This is a genomic window from Mesorhizobium sp. RCAM 05104, from assembly GCF_059683645.1.
The window spans coordinates 2,059,972-2,075,572 of the sequence record NZ_CM185033.1 but is presented as its reverse complement, the minus strand read 5'-3'; the positions used below and the strand labels follow the sequence as shown (position 1 = coordinate 2,075,572).

The window sequence follows — 15,601 nt, the reverse complement described above, 5'->3', positions numbered from 1 at the left end:
TTAGGTCACGTGCGTGCAGCTGTACTTTACCGATCTTGGCGCCCTGTCGCGCCCGCTTCCCCTCGATAATTCCGCAACAACAAACCCCGCGCTCGGCGCGCTCGACGTGGCCGAGCGCGCCGGGCTGATTGATGGCATGCCGTTCATCCTGATGGATGACGGCAGTTACGATCTTCATCTCAACCGCTTCTTCCGCGCCTGTCCAAGCATGGGCGCGCGCTCCCCGGACACCTGGCGCTCCTACGCCCGCGACATCCTGGTCTGGGCACGCTTTCTGGCAGAGCGACGCGGTGGCAAGACGGTCTGGAGGGCCGACCGCCATGATGTCCTGGCCTTTCATCGGGCACGACGCCTGTCGGCGGCTCCCTACCGCATCTCGGCGGCAAGCTGGAACCGAAGCATTGCCGCGCTCGACAAGCTCTATCGCTGGGCCGTCGAGGAAGGGATCATCACCGTTTCGCCCTTCAGCTACGGCGTCACCCTTCGCAGGGCTGCCGGCAGCCGGGCCGTGCTCGCCGTGACGGCGAACCGCGCCCGCGAGCGCGCAGCGCGCCGGCACGACACCCGCTATGTCGATCTCGGCCGTTATCTCCTGTTCCGCGACGTGGGGCTGCGCGGCCGGCTTCCCGACGGCTCCGAAGATCCGGCGTGCCGCGGGCGGAACAGCGAGCGCAATGCGCTCTTTGCCGAACTGCTGGTCACGACTGGTTTGCGGCTGACAGAAGCTGGGAGCCTGCTTCTGGCCGAGCTTCCGCGCCTGACCGAGCCGGGATCGCGCTCAGTTCCCTTCGATCTTCCCGGTCCGATCGCCAAGGGCGGACGGCCACGTCGCATCCGCATTCCGCGCCGGGTGCTGGCGCTGATCTCTGATTATGTCGATCTTGAGCGCGCTATCTCCGCCGCCCGCTCCGAACCTGCGGTGTTCGATCCGCTCTGGCTGATGCCGGAGAGCGGGAAGGCAACAGGCGCGGCAGGCAAACGCGTGCGGCTCGACCGGCTTACGTCGACCGAACGCCGCGGCGTGCTGATCGGGGCGCCCGGCCGAGCGCAGCACGGCTTGCTCTGGCTGACGGAAGCCGGCCGGCCTGTGCCCTCCGCAACCTGGGAAGCCGCCTTCCGGCGCGCCTGCGTCCGCTGTCGCCGCTTCGGCATCGAGATCGAGGTGACGCCGCACACTCTGCGGCACACCTTCGCCGTCAACATGCTCTCCATGCTGATCCGCGAGCAGATCGGAACCGTGTTCGATCCGCACGACCGGCACGGCGCGGCCTATCGTCGGATGCTCGGCGACCCCTTGCAGAAGCTCCAGCACCTTCTGGGGCACGCGAGCATTACCAGCACCTACATCTATCTCGACAGTCTCGGCGAAGCGCAGGAACTGGTCGAGGCAGCCGCGGATCGCTGGGCCGACGATACGGCCGGTGATGCAGCATGACCGCTCCGATCGCCGCGTCGGTGCGGCGGCCGGGCCGCCGTGCGCTCTTTCCGGAGGCGTTGCCCGATCCCGAGGGCGAGGCCGCCGCCGCGATCGCGTCGCTCCGCTTCACGGTCACGCTGGCGGACCGCAGCAGGAGGATCGATCTAACGATGCTCGCTGGCCGCAAGACACTGGCCTGGACGTTTGCCGGCGCGCTTTGGCGCGCCTGCCAGGTCGGCGGTCCGGCCGGCTCAATCTCGACAGCCTATGCTTATACCAACGCGCTCAAGACATTCTGGCGCTATCTCGATTCCGCCAGATTGCGCATCGCGCGCCTTTCCGACGTGAGCGCTGCCTTGATCGACGGCTTCGACGGTTGGATGGAGGAGAGCGGCCTGCATCCCAATCACCGGCTGCATCGGATGAGCAAGGTGCTCAACCTGCTCCGCCTCGCCGAGGCGGCGGAGCCCGGCCTTCTGCCACCCGATGCCTCGCGGCGGTTGATGTATACGAGCGACCGGCCGGGTGTGCGCGCCCGGCCGCGCGATGCCTATGGCGACGCCATCGCCACGGCATTGCGGACCGCCGCTCGCGCCGATCTCGCCGCCATCATCCGCCGCTTTGCCGTGGCCGATCGCATCCCGACCGTCGAGGATGCCGATCGGAGCCGCGTTCTGGCGAGGGCGCATGAACAGGTAACGGCGGTGATCGATGCGGAAGGCGCCATCGGGCACCTGCATCCGCTCTTCAAGCGCCTCTACACGCTGCGCCGCGAGAGCGGCCTGCAGAACGATCGCCTGATCCACGATCTGCATAGCCGCCGGCATCTGATCGCCGCCGACCTCGTGCCGCTCATCGTCCTCATTTCGCTCGACACGGGTCTCGAGATCGAAGCGATCAAGAGCTTGCGGGCGGACTGCCTGAAGAACCCATCCGGCGGCTATGTCGAGATCGAGTACTGCAAACGGCGGGCGCGCGGCGCCGAGTGGAAGCGGCTGCGCGCGCGCGATGGCGGCTCCTCGACGCCGGGCGGCCTGATCCGCAAGGTGCTGCAGTGGACCGGTCCGGCGAGAGGCCGGCTTGGCGCCGACACGCTCTGGGTCCACTGCGCCTGGGGCCGTCTGACCCCGAGGGTGCTCAGCCTGAAGGAATCCGTCGCTTCATGGATTGCACGACATGGCATTCTCGATGAACAGGGTCAGCCGCTCCGCCTCAACCTGACACGCCTGCGCAAGACCCACAAGGCGGCGTGGTATCGGCGTACGGGCGGCCAACTCGACCGCTTCGCCGTCGGCCACAGCGCCGCGGTGGCGGCCAACCACTACGCCGATATCCCCGCGCTTCGCCATCTGCACGAGGCGACCGTTGCCGACGCCATGAACGATGCGCTCGACGCCGCCCTGCGGCCGTGCATCCTGTCCTCGCAAGAGGAGGGCGCCGTCCTGGCCGATCCCGAGCAGGCAACCAGTCTTCCCGTTGCCGGTACCGCCGCCATCGGCGCGCTGCTCGGCGGCGAGCAGGATGTCTGGCTCGCCAGTTGCGCCGGCTTCTACAAGAGCCCGTTCGGGCTAGAAGGGGAAGCCTGTCCGTCGCCCTTCTGGGGCTGTCTCGAATGCAGCAATGCGGTGATCACCGCCCGCAAGCTGCCTGCGCTTCTGGCATTCCTCAACTTCATTCGCGCGCAACGGCAGGCCCTCAGCGAAGGCGACTGGATCGCCAAGTTTGGCCGCGTTCACGGACGCATCGCCGATCAGATTCTGTCCCGGTTTGCCGACGCGGAGATTGAGGACGCTCGCCGGATTGCGGCGTCGGACCCGGCGCTCATCTACCTGCCACCCGAAGCGGCAGCGCCATAATGCCGGGTTCCATCAAGCTCTCGCTGCGGACGTCGTTGCCGTCGGCCATTTATGGCGACGGCGAGCCCGTGCTTGCCGGTGTCGCGGTCAGGGACGATGTCGACCGCGGTGAGCTTCCCCGCTTCGGCGACGATCTCTGGGACCTGGGCGCCGCCATCTTCCGGGTGAACGCGCGCCACAGCAATTACCGGCTCGATTTCGCCCGCATCGCCGATCTCGCCACGCGACGGCTGGCAAAAGAGTATGTGATCGCCCGGCTGCGCATCCATATTCCGGGATACCGGGCGCCCTGCGGCGCGACCTCGGCGATCCGGCTGCTGCGCTACGTCCAGCATTTCGCGACGTTCCTCCACGCACAGACTGGCGCCGTCGATCTCGGCCGCGTCGATCAGGCGCTGCTCGACGCCTACCTAGTGCATGCCCGTGACGGCGGACGGCGAACACCGCACGAGACGGTGAAGTATGTCGAGGTGCCGATCGATCTGCATCACCTGGCGCCGTGGCTGACCGGTGGTGGCATCGGCGTGCTTCCCTGGCGTGGGCGAGCCGCTCACCGCGTCGCCGGACGGCCGCCGGCACCCGCCGAGAACGCCACGCCGCGCATTCCCGAGCCGGTCATCGGCGCCATGCTGCGCTGGGCACTCAGGTATGTCGAGGTCTACGCGCCGGATATCCTTGCCGCCCGTGCCGAGCTTGACTCTCTCGAAGTCCGCTGCGCCCGATTGATGGCGCGGGACGCGCGGACCGGCCGGGCCGTCGCCAGCACCTATCGCGCCCGTGTGGCGAAGTGGCTCGATGCGCGCCGGGCCACGGGCAGAGGCGTGCCGATCTGGGAGCGCGCGCCTAACGTCGCCCGCCGCACCGATCCGCTCACCGGAGACGAGACGCCACCCTACAATCTTCATCTGATGCGCCTTCACGCCGGCGCTCCGGAGAGCGGCCGCGTCAGCCAGTCCGAGCCAACCGCGCGGCTGATCGACGAGGCAGCGACAGAACTTGGCACCGAGATCGGCGGACTCGACACACCGATCTCGATCGATCTGGACACCGGCTTGCCCTGGCGCGATCGCTTCGACGGCCTCAGCCTCGCACGTGAGGAGCGGATGCTGCAGGGCGCCTGCTATATCGTCTGCGCCTATCTGACCGGGATGCGCGACAGCGAGGTGCAGGCGATGCAGCCGGGTTGCGTGTCGCCGGTGCGCAGCGCCGACGGCCTGGTCGAGCGCTACCGGCTGCGCAGCACCGTCTACAAACGCCAAGGGGCGCGCGGCGCGACGGCCGACTGGATCACGATCGAGCCGGTCGCCCGCGCCGTTGCGGTGATGGAAGTTCTCTCGGAGCGCAATCGCCGCGACAAAGGATTGTCATCCCTGTGGGTGGCGCTGAAGGACTGGCCCTGGAGCAACGATCATCTCGGGATGGGCGCGACGCCAACGCTCAACCTGTTCCGCGACGGGCTCGATGCGCGCGCCAGCGACGGACCGGTCATCCCACGGATCGACGACGAACCCTGGAAGTTCACGACGCGGCAGCTGCGCCGCACCATCGCCTGGTACATCGCCAACCGGCCGTTCGGCACGGTCGCCGGCAAGATCCAGTATAAGCATGCGTCCATCGCCATGTTCGAGGGCTACGCTGGATCGGCCCAGGCCGACTTCCGAAGCGCCGTCGAGCGCGAGCGTGCGCTCGGCCAGCTCGACGATGTCGTCGCCCATTACGAGGCGTTTCTTCGCAAAGACGGGCCGGCGGGACCGGGTGCGACGCGACTGCGCCGAGAGTTCGCCCGCGTGCAGGACGAACTCGGCGATCTTCCCGGCCGGATCATGGACCGGAAGCGGCTGCGCGCTATGCTCGCCCATCTCGGGCGAACCTTGCATGTCGGCTTCCTCAACGATTGCCTCTTCGACGCGGCGACCGCGCTCTGCCTCAAAGATGCACCGGATGACGAGCGGACGGCGCCGGCCCTGTCGCGCTGCAGCCCCGACCGCTGCCCCAATGCCTGCCTGACCGCCCGGCACCGCGAGCCATGGCAGGCCTCGATCGCCGAGGGCGAAGCGCTTCTGGCCGACCGGCGCCTTTCGCCGCTGCAGCGCACGGCGATCCTGAAGGACAATGAGCGCAAGCGCCATCTGATCGCTCCTCTCGTGGACGGTGATGCATGACCGCGCTCGGGCCAAGGAGCGAAGCCGCGCTGAGGTCGGCCATGGAGCGGCTGCTCGACGGTCGCGCCGAGCGCACCGACGGGGCGCTGACCGTCGCCAACCTGGCGCGCGAAGCCGGCGTCAGCCGGGCGACGGCCAACCGGGCCGGCGCTCTTCTCGCCGAGTTCCGTGCCGCCGAAGACCGCCGCCAACGATCCTCCCCCAGAGTCCTCAAGGAGCGCATCCGCGCCCTCGAAGCCGAGCTCCGCGCCGTGCGCGGCGCCGAGATGGCCGAGCTGCGGGCGCTCGCCCGCACACTTGCACAGCACATCCAGGTGCTGACGTTGCAGGTCGCCGAGCGCGATGCGGTGATCGACGGCCTGCGGGAGGAACTGGCTCGATCACCTGCGACCAGGGTCGTGCCGCTACGGCGCCCGTCTCACGACGGCGTTGGCTGATAGCCGTATAGCTTCGTAACCGATCCCGGTCCGGCCGGGCCCGCCGATCATGGGTGCCTCCTGCGCTCGCCCGACGAGGCAGGGGCTCGGGTTGTGACAGACGCTGCCGGCCCGTCAACCCTGTTCCGCACCAGCACCGAGAACAGGGTGTGACGAGCCGGCTATCCGCGTCTGTCCCTGCCGCCTCGCCCTCGACGGAGAGGGCGAGCACAGGAGGCACCCATGACCACGGATCGCAACCATCAGGCCGAGACCCGGAACGACATCTACGAGCGCGTCACCAGTCAGATCATCGCCGCCATCGAAGCCGGCGCCGCCGACTACCGGATGCCCTGGCATCACAATGGCTCGGCGATCACCACGCCCGTCAACGTCGCCTCGCGCAAGACCTATCGCGGCGTCAACGTCATCGCACTCTGGGCCGCGGCGTATGCGACGGGCTATCCCGCCGGCATCTGGGGCACCTATCGGCAATGGCAGGCCCTTGGCGCCCAGGTCCGCAAGGGCGAGCGCGGGCACTTGGTCGTGTTCTGGAAGATCGCCGATCGCCACGGCGAGGCCGACGCCGACGACGGGGACGAAGATCACGACGAGCCCGCCCGGCGCATGTTCGCCCGCGGCTACACGGTCTTCAACTGCGCGCAGGTCGATGGCTACACGCCGCCCGCAATGCCGATGCTGCCCGAAGCCGAGCGCGTCGAACGCGCCGAGCGCTTTTGTGCGGCACTCGGCATCGACATTCGGCACGGCGGCGCGCGGGCCTATTACCGCCCATCCACCGACCACGTGCAGATGCCCGAGTTCGCCTGCTTCCGCGACGCCGTCGCCTACTACGCCGTGCTACTCCACGAATGTGGGCATGCCTCCGGCGCCAAGCACCGCCTCGATCGCGATCTCTCCGGACGGTTCGGTTCGGCCGCCTACGCCATGGAGGAATGCACGGTCGAGCTTCTCAGCGCCATGATCTGCGCCGACCTCAACCTCAGCCTCGAGCCGCGGCCGGATCACGCCGCCTATGTCGTGTCCTGGCTCGAGGTACTCCGCTCCGACAAGCGCGCCATTTTCACCGCCGCCGCCAAGGCGCAACAGATCGCCGACTGGATGCACGCGCAGCAGGCGGGCGCTCGCCAACACAAGGTCCGGGGCGCCGCATAGGCGCGCCCAGGTCTACAAGGATGGGCAGTATCGCTTCGCTTTGGCGCTATGCGGCCGACCAATCTGCGATGGGTACGATCCTGCGCAACGCCAAGCAAGGCGCAAATCTTCCCGATTTGCGGAGGCGCCAGGATATCCTTCGATAGCAGCTCTCGATCAATCCCTGGATCGACGTGATGGGCCAGAAGCAAAATTGCCGCTCATCATAAGACCGACGAACGGACCGAGTCCGCTAGGCTTGGTTATGATGCTGGGTGTCGGGTGGCGCCCACCAGCCAGACCTGTGCTGCGAGACGGCTAAAGAAGCCCTGTTGTTTTTTGCTGTCGCCCTGCAACTGCCCTGTACCGTACTCGACGAGAACAGCCATCTCGTGGGCAACGTCGGGCAACCGACGGATGCCTTCAGGAATATACCTTAGCCCGAACCAACCGCGCACCATCGCGGTTGTGAGCCAATGCCGGACGAAAAGATCGCTAGCGGCCGGGCCTTGCTCCAGCAGCGCCAGCGTCTCGCGGCGGCTTTGAGCCCAGTTCGGCGACCTCCGGTAGCACGCCGCCAAATAGAGCATCGCTGGGACAAAGCCCCGCGCAGCGCCAGTCTTGTACACCTCTTGCGCCTCCTCGTGGCGTTTCGATCGCTCGTAGAGAGACCCAAGGCAGACGAGACCATAATCCGATCCGGCTTGATAGGCGCGGAGCAGCCATTTCTCCGCTTGCTCCAAGTCCTGCGCCGTGCCGGTTCCAACGTAAAACATTTGCCCGACCGCAGCCATGCTCCAGACCGACCCGTTTTCGGCGAGCGCAAGATATTGCCCGAATGACTCCGCCGGATCAGCCTGGAGCAGCTCGTAAGCTTGGTGTATCGCCGCCGGATCCGCTTCTTTCGTCATGATTTCAACGTTGTTGCTCTGCGCGTAAAACCATTCATCCATTTTCTTTGTGAACGCCGCGCGCGCAGCCTCGCACGTTTTGCACAGGACGCATTCCATCTCACAGCCTCCAACGACCACTCGCTTATAGCGAGTAGCGGAAGTCTAGGACACGCAATCTGCAAGGAAAAATAAATGCTGGGATTGCCCGGGCGCATCAATAGCGGGCTGGTATATTGTTAGTAAGCGCCATCGCTAAAATGCAGTGCACTTCTGAACGGCTCGCTAGGTATACGGACCGGCCCGACGTAACGTGTTTCGACACGGAGCTCTACTGTCCGTTTTCGGGTCATCCGGGACGGAATGAGAGCGGGGATAGGAGTCTGCTTTGCCCCAATCGCCGCGGGTACCGCGCCAAACAGCACCTGACATCGGTTTGTGAAAGGGCTGCACAAAGTGGGCGCAATCGCACAAAACTGTCTCACGTCGAGCACCATCCAAGAAAGCCAGTGCAGCGAGCGGTTTCTCGCTATGAACAACGTCTGAGACAGCTTGACTGTTCAGATAAGTCGCCGAGATCAGCGCGGCCTTCGCTTGTGCCGCGCTGGGCATCGTCCCCACCGTACGGCATGCCGACTACATCGGGTCCTGGCTCGAGGTTTTGTGAGAGGACAATCGCGCCATTGTGCGCGCCGCGGGCCAGGCCAGCAAAGCGGCCGACTGGCTCCTAGGGCATCTTCCGGGGGTGTCGCACCGCCGATTGAGGTGGAAGGAGATGACGACAGGAGGGCGGCATGATCCTCTTGACTCCAGAGCTGCGCGAGCGCCTTCTTGCCAACGGCCGCGATCGTGATGCCGACCATGTCCCGGTTGTGCGTTTCTTCAATCCGGTCGGCGCCGGCACCTGGCTCGCGACCGAACTCGACGAGGACGGCGATACCCTATTCGGCTTGGCCGATCTCGGTATAGGCTATCCCGAACTAAGCAGCTTCAGTCTCTCGGAATTTCAGTCGGTTCGCCTGCCGTTCGGCATGGCGATCGAACGCGATCTCCTTTTCGTGGGGCGGTTGCCTATCTCGGCTTATGCCGAGGCTGCCCTGGCAACTGGAAGCATCCCGCAGGGCGAACAGGTTCTGCACGCCGCTGCCGACGGGCAGCGGCGTGCGAGATCATGTCCAGGGGAAGGAGAGGAAGAGGTTTGAAGGGATTTTCGCGACGGGTTCAGGACTGAGAGAGAGGCTCTCGGCGCCCGTCGCGGAGAACCCAGATGACCACTGCCGTTCAGAAGATCACCCTGTCGTCCGCGCGCGACATTCCTTTCAACAAGCTTTTGCTTGCGCAAACCAACGTCCGGCGCATCAAAGCCGGCGTCTCGATCGAGGACCTTGCCGCCTCGATCGCCCGCCGCGGCCTGATCCAGAGCATCCATGTTCGTGCCGTCCCCGATGCCGATGGCCAGGAGACCGGCATGTTCGAGATACCGGCTGGCGGCCGCCGCTATCGCGCACTCGAAATGCTCATGAGGCAGAAGCGCCTTGCCAAGACCGCGCCGGTGCCGTGTGTCGTCGGTAGTTCCTCTGGCGCCATTCTTGCGGAGGAAATTTCGCTGGCCGAGAATATCGAGCACGCACCGCTTCATCCGCTCGACCAGTATCGGGCCTTCAAGGATCTGCGCGACAAGGGCATATCGGAGGAGGAGATCGCGTCGGCCTTCTTCATCTCGGTCAACATCGTCAAGCAGCGGCTCAAGCTCACCGCCGCGTCACCGGCGCTCCTCGACATCTATGCCGACGACGGCATGACGATCGCCCAACTCGAGGCGTTCTCGGTCAGCAACGATCACCAACGACAGAAGCTCCATCTTCGCCGCGTGCGCGTCATGGGCGCCAACCGCATCGAACTGTCGGGCTTTGCCGACACGATCCGCGAGCAGCTCTCTGCTTACGGGCTGTTCCACGAGATCATTTCCTGGAAGCTGCGCATGTTCGTTCCCACCGACGCGACCGGACCCACGGTGCTTGCCAAGGTACTTGATCGCTATCCGGTCCAACGCATCGGCGAGAAGGAAGTCGCCTGATGCCTCGTCGAGATGCTTCCGAACTGGCGCGTCGTCTTGGTAGTCAGGCTGAGGCGGTTTGCCGCCGCTATCTTTCCAATGGTCATCGCGAGGGCCGGTACTGGCTGGTGGGCGATGTCCACAATGCACCCGGGCGCTCCCTGTTTGTCCGCCTCAAAGGACCGGACTCGGGCAAGGGCGCTGCGGGCAAGTGGACCGACGCCGCCACCGGCGAGCATGGCGATCTGCTTGACGTCATCCAGGAATCGCTTGGCCTGCATGACTTCAAGGATGTGACCGACGAGGCGCGCAGCTTTTTGGCTATCCCCCAGCCAGTTCCAGATTCAACCCAAGGTAGGAAGCATGCACCTCCAGCCCCGGCGGGTTCTGTCGAGGCGGCGCGGCGGCTGTTTTCCATGTCGCGGTCGATTTCACGGACGCTCGTTGAGATGTATTTGCACGCACGCGGCATAACGGCATTGCACGAAACTGAAAGCCTTCGGTTTCACCCGCGCTGCTACTACCGCTCCGACGAGGAGGCGCCGACCGACACCTGGCCCGCAATGATCGCGGCGGTGACCGACCTTGACGGCAAGCTTACCGGCGCGCATCGCACCTGGCTCGACCCAGCCGGTTTCAGCGAGGCGCATCTCGGCCGAGCTCCGATCGATACACCCCGACGGGCCATGGGCGATCTTCTTGGCCACGGCGTCCGCTTCGGGGTCTGCAATGACGTGATGGCAGCCGGAGAGGGAATCGAGACCATGCTGTCGCAGCGTTCTGTGCTACCCACCATGCCGATGATCGCGGCCCTCTCGGCGGCGCACCTGTCCGCGATCCTCTTTCCCGAAACGCTGCGGCGTCTCTACATCGCTCGCGACAATGATCCGGCGGGGGATGGAGCGGTGGCGACCCTCATCGAACGCGCCAATTGCGAAGGCATCGAAGCGGTCGTCCTGACCCCGCAACTCGGTGACTTCAACGAGGACCTGCATCTCCTCGGCCTCGATGCCCTCAGGGCGATGCTGCGGCTTCAGATCGCGCCTAAGGATATCGCCCGCTTCATGGCACAGCCGGCCTGACCGGGAGGAGGTGAGCGGTGGCGCACGTCGCAGCGATCGTTGCGGCAGCGCTCGGTTCCCTTGCCAGGCGTGACGGCCCCACGGCCTTCAAGAGGGCGGTCGGGTGCGCCGCGCGACCCGGTCAGGCAATGGCTGCGCCCGGCTATTTTCCGTCGGCCCTGCGGGCCTTTTCATCGCGAGACAAAATAGCCGGGCTTCGCCACCCTCCACTGACGTTTCGGCCCTTGGCTGGCGCCGCGGGTGCAAGACCTGTCCGCCCGTCGCTCTCGTCGCCATGAAGGCCGCGATGGGCGCGGCCGATCCGGCACAAGGGAAGCCGCCATGAGCGATCACAATCACCTCGACTTCGAACCACCGCACGCGTCCTCCTCAATGGAGCATGTGCTCCAGGAACTCCAACTCTATGGCTACCGGCCCTTCGAAGACGAACCCGATCCGCGCCCGCTTCCAGAGGCCAGCGTGGTCGCAGGCAGCATCGCCGACATCTTCGATGCCCTCGTGGCGACGCTCTCCGATACGCGCCTCGAGCCCGACCTTGAGGAACTGCTCTGGGGCACCGTCAACCTGTACCATCGGGCGACCAATCGGATCGAACGCGAACTCGATGACAACGAACTGTCGCAGCTGCGCCTACAGCGCGAACAGGACGGATCCGAGGTCAAGTCCGTCGAACTTGAACGGCTCACCGCCCAAGGACAGACCTTGCTTGAACGCCGCAATGCCTTCGAGTTGATGCGCGATCAGGCAGCCGAGCACTTCGAGCGCTATACCCATTCGATCTGGCGACCCCGCGCGGGCTCCAAGGTCAACCACCGCAATCTCACCGCGGCGATGATCGACAGCCGTGATTTCCTTGCCGCGAAGAAGCATGCCGACAGCGAGTCGTTCTTGCCTCCGGGGCCAAAGGTCGCGTTCACCGGCGGGCTCGACTTCAATGATCATCGGCTGATCTGGGCCAAGCTGGACCAGGTCCACGCCAAGCATCCGGATATGGTCTTGATTCACGGCGGATCGCCCAAGGGTGCCGAGTTGATCGCGGCCAAATGGGCCAACAACCGCAAGGTTCCGCAGATCGCCTTCAAGCCCGACTGGACCAGGCACGCCAAAGCCGCTCCCTTCAAACGCAACGACGTCATGCTCGACGCCCTGCCGATCGGCGTCATCCATTTCCTTGGCACAGGCATCCAGGACAACCTCGCCGACAAGGCCCGAAAGCTCGGCATCCCGGTCATGAAGTTCGGCGCCACATGAAGGGGCGCCTCGACCGGCGCGAGGCATGATGTGCACGTCGGCGACCGGGCTCGTCCGGCGTGGAAGTCCGGGGCATGGCACTTCCTGCGGCGATTGCGATGAAGGCGCGTCGGGCAAGCCTCGATCCCTCACGTCTCATCGGCTCCTGCGACCGAAACTGTGAATCGATCACCGCGTTCATAGGCGCGATTCCTTGGTCCATCCTAGGGCCTGATGCCATCAACCCATGATATGTGGAACGGCCCGCGGTGCAAGGATGCTTTTCAGTCGATTTCACCACATGAGGACGGTGCGGTCATATGTCCGGCCTTTCTGCGCGGCACATGACCGCTGGCCTCGATGAAGTCCGCGAAACAGGTGGCTGGATCAAGGGGGCGCGCTTTTGTGCGCGTCACGGGTTTCGGCCTGTCCTGTTTCGGGATTTAGTCCCGTGGGTTCATCGTCTGCTTTTGCACCTCGCTTCTGCCGGCCCTTGCCGGTCAGCTCGTATGGGCGGTCCGGATCCTTAAGCGGGGATCTCGTTCGCCCTTGTTTCCATTGGGTTGCGGTATACTCCACCTCTGGTCAACAAAGCCCAGATGATCCGCGCCGTCTTGTTGGCCAGCGCAACTGCCACGACCTTGAAAGGGCGTCTGCCAAGCAAGTCCTTCAGCCACGGCCGCGCCTTGTCGTCAGTTCGCACATGGCGAAGGACGGATGCGGCCCCAGTCACAAGCAGCGATCGCAATTCTGAATTGCCCATCTTGGAAATGCGCCCCAGGCGATCCTTGCCGCCGCTCGAATGGGCCTTTGGTGTCAGGCCTATCCAGGCAGCAAAGTGCCGAGCCGATTTGAATCCGCCGGGATCAGGAACGAGCGCTTTGATGGCCATGGCAATAATGGCCCCCACGCCGGGGATGGTAGCGAGCCGACGCATATCCGAGTCTTGCCTGGCTTGAACAACGATCTCACGTTCAAGTCTATCGATCCGCGCTGCAAGAAGCTCAATCTGGTCGACCATCTCTGTGAGAGCAAATCGCGCAGCCGGCGGCAAGCGGCTATCAGCCCCATCCCGGATGATGACGGCCAATGCCTTGACGTTGGCAATCCCGATTGGAGCGATGATGCCCAACTCGCCCATATGAGCGCGCAGGGCGTTGATCGTCTGAGTTCTCTGACGGACGAGCAATGCACGCGTCTTGAGCACCATCACGGCTGCCTGCTGCTCAGCCGTCTTGACCGGGACGAACCGCATGGTCTTTCGCGTTACGGCCTCGCTGATGGCCTCCGCATCGGCGGCATCTGTCTTCCCGCGTTTGACGAACGGCTTCACGTATTGAGGTGGTAGCAGTTTGACGTTGTGACCGAAGACCGCGATCTCTCGCGCCCAGTAATGCGCACTCGCGCATGCTTCCATCCCAACCAGGCACGGTGGCAATTTCTCGAAAAAGCGCAAAACCTCGGCGCGGCGTAGCTTCCGGTTGAACAGCGGCGCGCCGTCAGCGTCGGCGCCATGAACCTGAAAAACCTGTTTGGCCAAGTCCAGCCCGATAGTGGTAACATCTTTCACGGAACGGTCCCTCCTTGTGGCGTTTGCAACAACGACCACGTTAGCACTTTGATGCTGTCGGAGCGGGCCGTTCCACCTCATCAAGGGTCAGACTACGCAAAGCGTGCCGCCGCTTCGACTTCGCCTTCGCGGTGATTGCGGCCCTCGGCCGGACACATCGGGCGCCTGTCACGGGGGGCGGATCCCCGCTTCCAAACAGGAGCCGGATCGATGTCCCTCGCAGAAGCAAACGCCTTCGCCTTCAGCCTCGCCACCAGTCTGATGGTCAGCATCGTCATTTTCCGGGCCGGCGACGGTGCGCTCACGGTCGTGCCCGCGGACGAATTTGACGGAGAGGCCTCGGAGATCGTCGTTGAAATCGACCCCCACGCCGCATAGGTGAGGGAGCCTCGCCTGACGGCCGGCAGGCGCTGGCATGCCGATGTGCCTTGGCCCCATTGGCTGTAGCCACTAAATTGCCGGCAAAAACATTGGACTAGCGATACGTGATCGATTGTGTGTACGACAAACTCAGCCGCGCGGCGGCTTACGCTCGCCGGAGGTAGATGACAACGCTGATCATGAAAGATGACCGGACACACGAAGCTTCGCCAGCAGGATCAGTGCCGTACCATGGTACTCAGATTGCACGTGCTCGCGTAGCGGAGACGATTCCCATGCGGCCAAATCCGTAACCAAAGTCGAGGCATCACCGTCAACCGCCGTGCATCTTAAATAACCCGTCTTCTCGAGCACAACGATTGCAGTTTCTGCGTCATTGTACCCAATCGCGGCCATTCGCTGTACGCTGGCGTCACCATCAATACGGACATCAAACAGCACTGAACCTGAGGTTTTTGCCGCGGCGTCTGCTATGCGGTCAGAAAACGGTCGCTGAAAGCCGTCGGCATTAGCAAGAGACTGCTCAAACAGGACCATCTCAACGTGCCCGGCCACCATTCGGCGACAGTGCGCCGCTTGCCGTGATTGGCATAGCCGACATTCAGCTATTTCGGCTGTTTTTCACAGGATTTGTCTAGCTGCGCTAGTTCACCAAGACCGGTCGTTTCTAACCAGTGTCACGAAGTGTGCTAGTGCATTCTCTGCGGTTAGCTCTGCTGTGTTTCCCGTCACTCCCCACTGTGCAAAATGTCCGTCAATGCACATGCGTGCGAGCCCGTAGACCAGCGCCCTCGCGGCGATCTGTGTCTCTGCTATGTCGTTTGACCGGAGCATGTCTCGTCGCTGAGCTTCTACCATCGACCCTTCCATCAAAGCACGCACCGCTTCGTTATCGCGACGCAGCGACTCCGAACTATCCCAATCAATGAGACTCCTGGCGGAGATGATCTGGAAATGGGTGGGGTTTCGAAGTGCCCAGCGCAAATAGGCCATTCCCACAGCGGCAAAGCGTTCAATCGGGTCGTCCGTAGCGACATTCTTGACCGCGTTCGCAATCTCCGCGCGGAATCGGCCCATTGCCTGCTCTGCTACAGCCGTCATCAATGCGGTCTTACTCGCGAAATGACGAAAGGGAGCGCCGGGGGAAACGCCCGCTCGCTTTGCGACTTCGCGCACGCTGACATTGTCGGGGCCATCCTCCTCGATGAGGTGAACAGCGGCATCGATCAGCGCCTGCCGCAAATTGCCATGGTGGTAGCCAGTTCGGCCAGGCGTCTTGTCCTTTGGCATTTCGTCCTTCGTTCTCTTGAACAGCACAACGCATGCCTATCACGACTGCGAGCATCATGTAATCACTGTTTACAACATGGATGATAAGATGTAATC

At 64.1% G+C, this 15,601-nt stretch carries 14 protein-coding genes and 1 pseudogene; 11 read left to right on the top strand and 4 right to left on the bottom strand.

What is annotated here, in order from left to right; all coding sequences use genetic code 11:
- The first annotated feature begins 13 nt into the window (after positions 1 to 13).
- The 5 genes from AC56QP_RS10355 (at position 14) to AC56QP_RS10335 (ending at position 7,027) form a co-directional block, all read left to right on the top strand.
- On the top strand, positions 14 to 1,435 hold the full coding sequence (locus tag AC56QP_RS10355) for a tyrosine-type recombinase/integrase (protein ID WP_489859657.1): 1,422 nt from the start codon (positions 14 to 16) through the stop codon (positions 1,433 to 1,435).
- On the top strand, positions 1,432 to 3,273 hold the full coding sequence (locus tag AC56QP_RS10350; RefSeq protein WP_489859658.1) for a site-specific integrase: 1,842 nt from the start codon (positions 1,432 to 1,434) through the stop codon (positions 3,271 to 3,273). The genes AC56QP_RS10355 and AC56QP_RS10350 overlap by 4 nt, the downstream gene beginning before the upstream one ends.
- On the top strand, positions 3,273 to 5,435 hold the full coding sequence (locus AC56QP_RS10345; RefSeq protein WP_489859659.1) for a hypothetical protein: 2,163 nt from the start codon (positions 3,273 to 3,275) through the stop codon (positions 5,433 to 5,435). The genes AC56QP_RS10350 and AC56QP_RS10345 overlap by 1 nt, the downstream gene beginning before the upstream one ends.
- Positions 5,432 to 5,872 carry a hypothetical protein gene (locus AC56QP_RS10340; protein ID WP_489859660.1) on the top strand — a complete coding sequence of 147 codons (441 nt, stop codon included), beginning with the start codon at positions 5,432 to 5,434 and terminating at the stop codon, positions 5,870 to 5,872. The genes AC56QP_RS10345 and AC56QP_RS10340 overlap by 4 nt, the downstream gene beginning before the upstream one ends.
- A 222-nt stretch (positions 5,873 to 6,094) precedes the next feature.
- On the top strand, positions 6,095 to 7,027 hold the full coding sequence (locus tag AC56QP_RS10335; RefSeq protein WP_489859661.1) for an ArdC family protein: 933 nt from the start codon (positions 6,095 to 6,097) through the stop codon (positions 7,025 to 7,027).
- Positions 7,028 to 7,269: 242 nt separating this feature from the next.
- Here AC56QP_RS10335 and AC56QP_RS10330 read toward each other — a convergent pair whose 3' ends face one another.
- On the bottom strand, positions 7,270 to 8,016 hold the full coding sequence (locus tag AC56QP_RS10330) for a tetratricopeptide repeat protein (RefSeq protein ID WP_489859662.1): 747 nt from the start codon (positions 8,014 to 8,016) through the stop codon (positions 7,270 to 7,272).
- 457 nt (positions 8,017 to 8,473) lie between these two features.
- Between AC56QP_RS10330 and AC56QP_RS10325 the strand changes: the two genes are divergently transcribed.
- The 5 genes and pseudogenes from AC56QP_RS10325 (at position 8,474) to AC56QP_RS10305 (ending at position 12,285) form a co-directional block, all read left to right on the top strand.
- A complete protein-coding gene (locus AC56QP_RS10325; protein WP_497109058.1) occupies positions 8,474 to 8,563 on the top strand; it encodes a zincin-like metallopeptidase domain-containing protein in 90 nt (29 codons plus the stop codon).
- A 127-nt stretch (positions 8,564 to 8,690) separates the two neighbouring features.
- A complete protein-coding gene (locus tag AC56QP_RS10320) occupies positions 8,691 to 9,098 on the top strand; it encodes a DUF2958 domain-containing protein (RefSeq protein WP_489859799.1) in 408 nt (135 codons plus the stop codon).
- A 65-nt stretch (positions 9,099 to 9,163) separates the two neighbouring features.
- Positions 9,164 to 9,751 (top strand): annotated as a pseudogene (locus AC56QP_RS10315) (ParB/RepB/Spo0J family partition protein); the annotation flags it as partial.
- A gap of 221 nt (positions 9,752 to 9,972) precedes the next feature.
- Positions 9,973 to 11,034, top strand: a complete 1,062-nt coding sequence (locus AC56QP_RS10310; protein WP_489859800.1) for a DUF7146 domain-containing protein — start codon at positions 9,973 to 9,975, stop codon at positions 11,032 to 11,034.
- A 321-nt stretch (positions 11,035 to 11,355) separates the two neighbouring features.
- Entirely contained in the window at positions 11,356 to 12,285 is a 930-nt protein-coding gene (locus tag AC56QP_RS10305; RefSeq protein WP_489859801.1) for a DUF2493 domain-containing protein, read from the top strand.
- A gap of 505 nt (positions 12,286 to 12,790) precedes the next feature.
- Here the strand turns inward: AC56QP_RS10305 and AC56QP_RS10300 are convergent.
- Positions 12,791 to 13,834 carry an IS110 family RNA-guided transposase gene (locus AC56QP_RS10300; RefSeq protein ID WP_489859762.1) on the bottom strand — a complete coding sequence of 348 codons (1,044 nt, stop codon included), beginning with the start codon at positions 13,832 to 13,834 and terminating at the stop codon, positions 12,791 to 12,793.
- Positions 13,835 to 14,044: 210 nt separating this feature from the next.
- Between AC56QP_RS10300 and AC56QP_RS10295 the strand changes: the two genes are divergently transcribed.
- Positions 14,045 to 14,212: a hypothetical protein gene (locus AC56QP_RS10295; RefSeq protein WP_489859802.1), complete on the top strand. Its 168-nt coding sequence runs from the start codon at positions 14,045 to 14,047 to the stop codon at positions 14,210 to 14,212.
- A 180-nt stretch (positions 14,213 to 14,392) separates the two neighbouring features.
- On the opposite strand, the gene AC56QP_RS10290 is transcribed toward AC56QP_RS10295, so the two are convergent.
- Both AC56QP_RS10290 and AC56QP_RS10285 read right to left on the bottom strand, forming a co-directional pair.
- On the bottom strand, positions 14,393 to 14,773 hold the full coding sequence (locus AC56QP_RS10290) for a hypothetical protein (protein ID WP_489859803.1): 381 nt from the start codon (positions 14,771 to 14,773) through the stop codon (positions 14,393 to 14,395).
- 90 nt (positions 14,774 to 14,863) lie between these two features.
- On the bottom strand, positions 14,864 to 15,505 hold the full coding sequence (locus AC56QP_RS10285) for a TetR/AcrR family transcriptional regulator (protein WP_489859804.1): 642 nt from the start codon (positions 15,503 to 15,505) through the stop codon (positions 14,864 to 14,866).
- Positions 15,506 to 15,601: the final 96 nt, after the last annotated feature.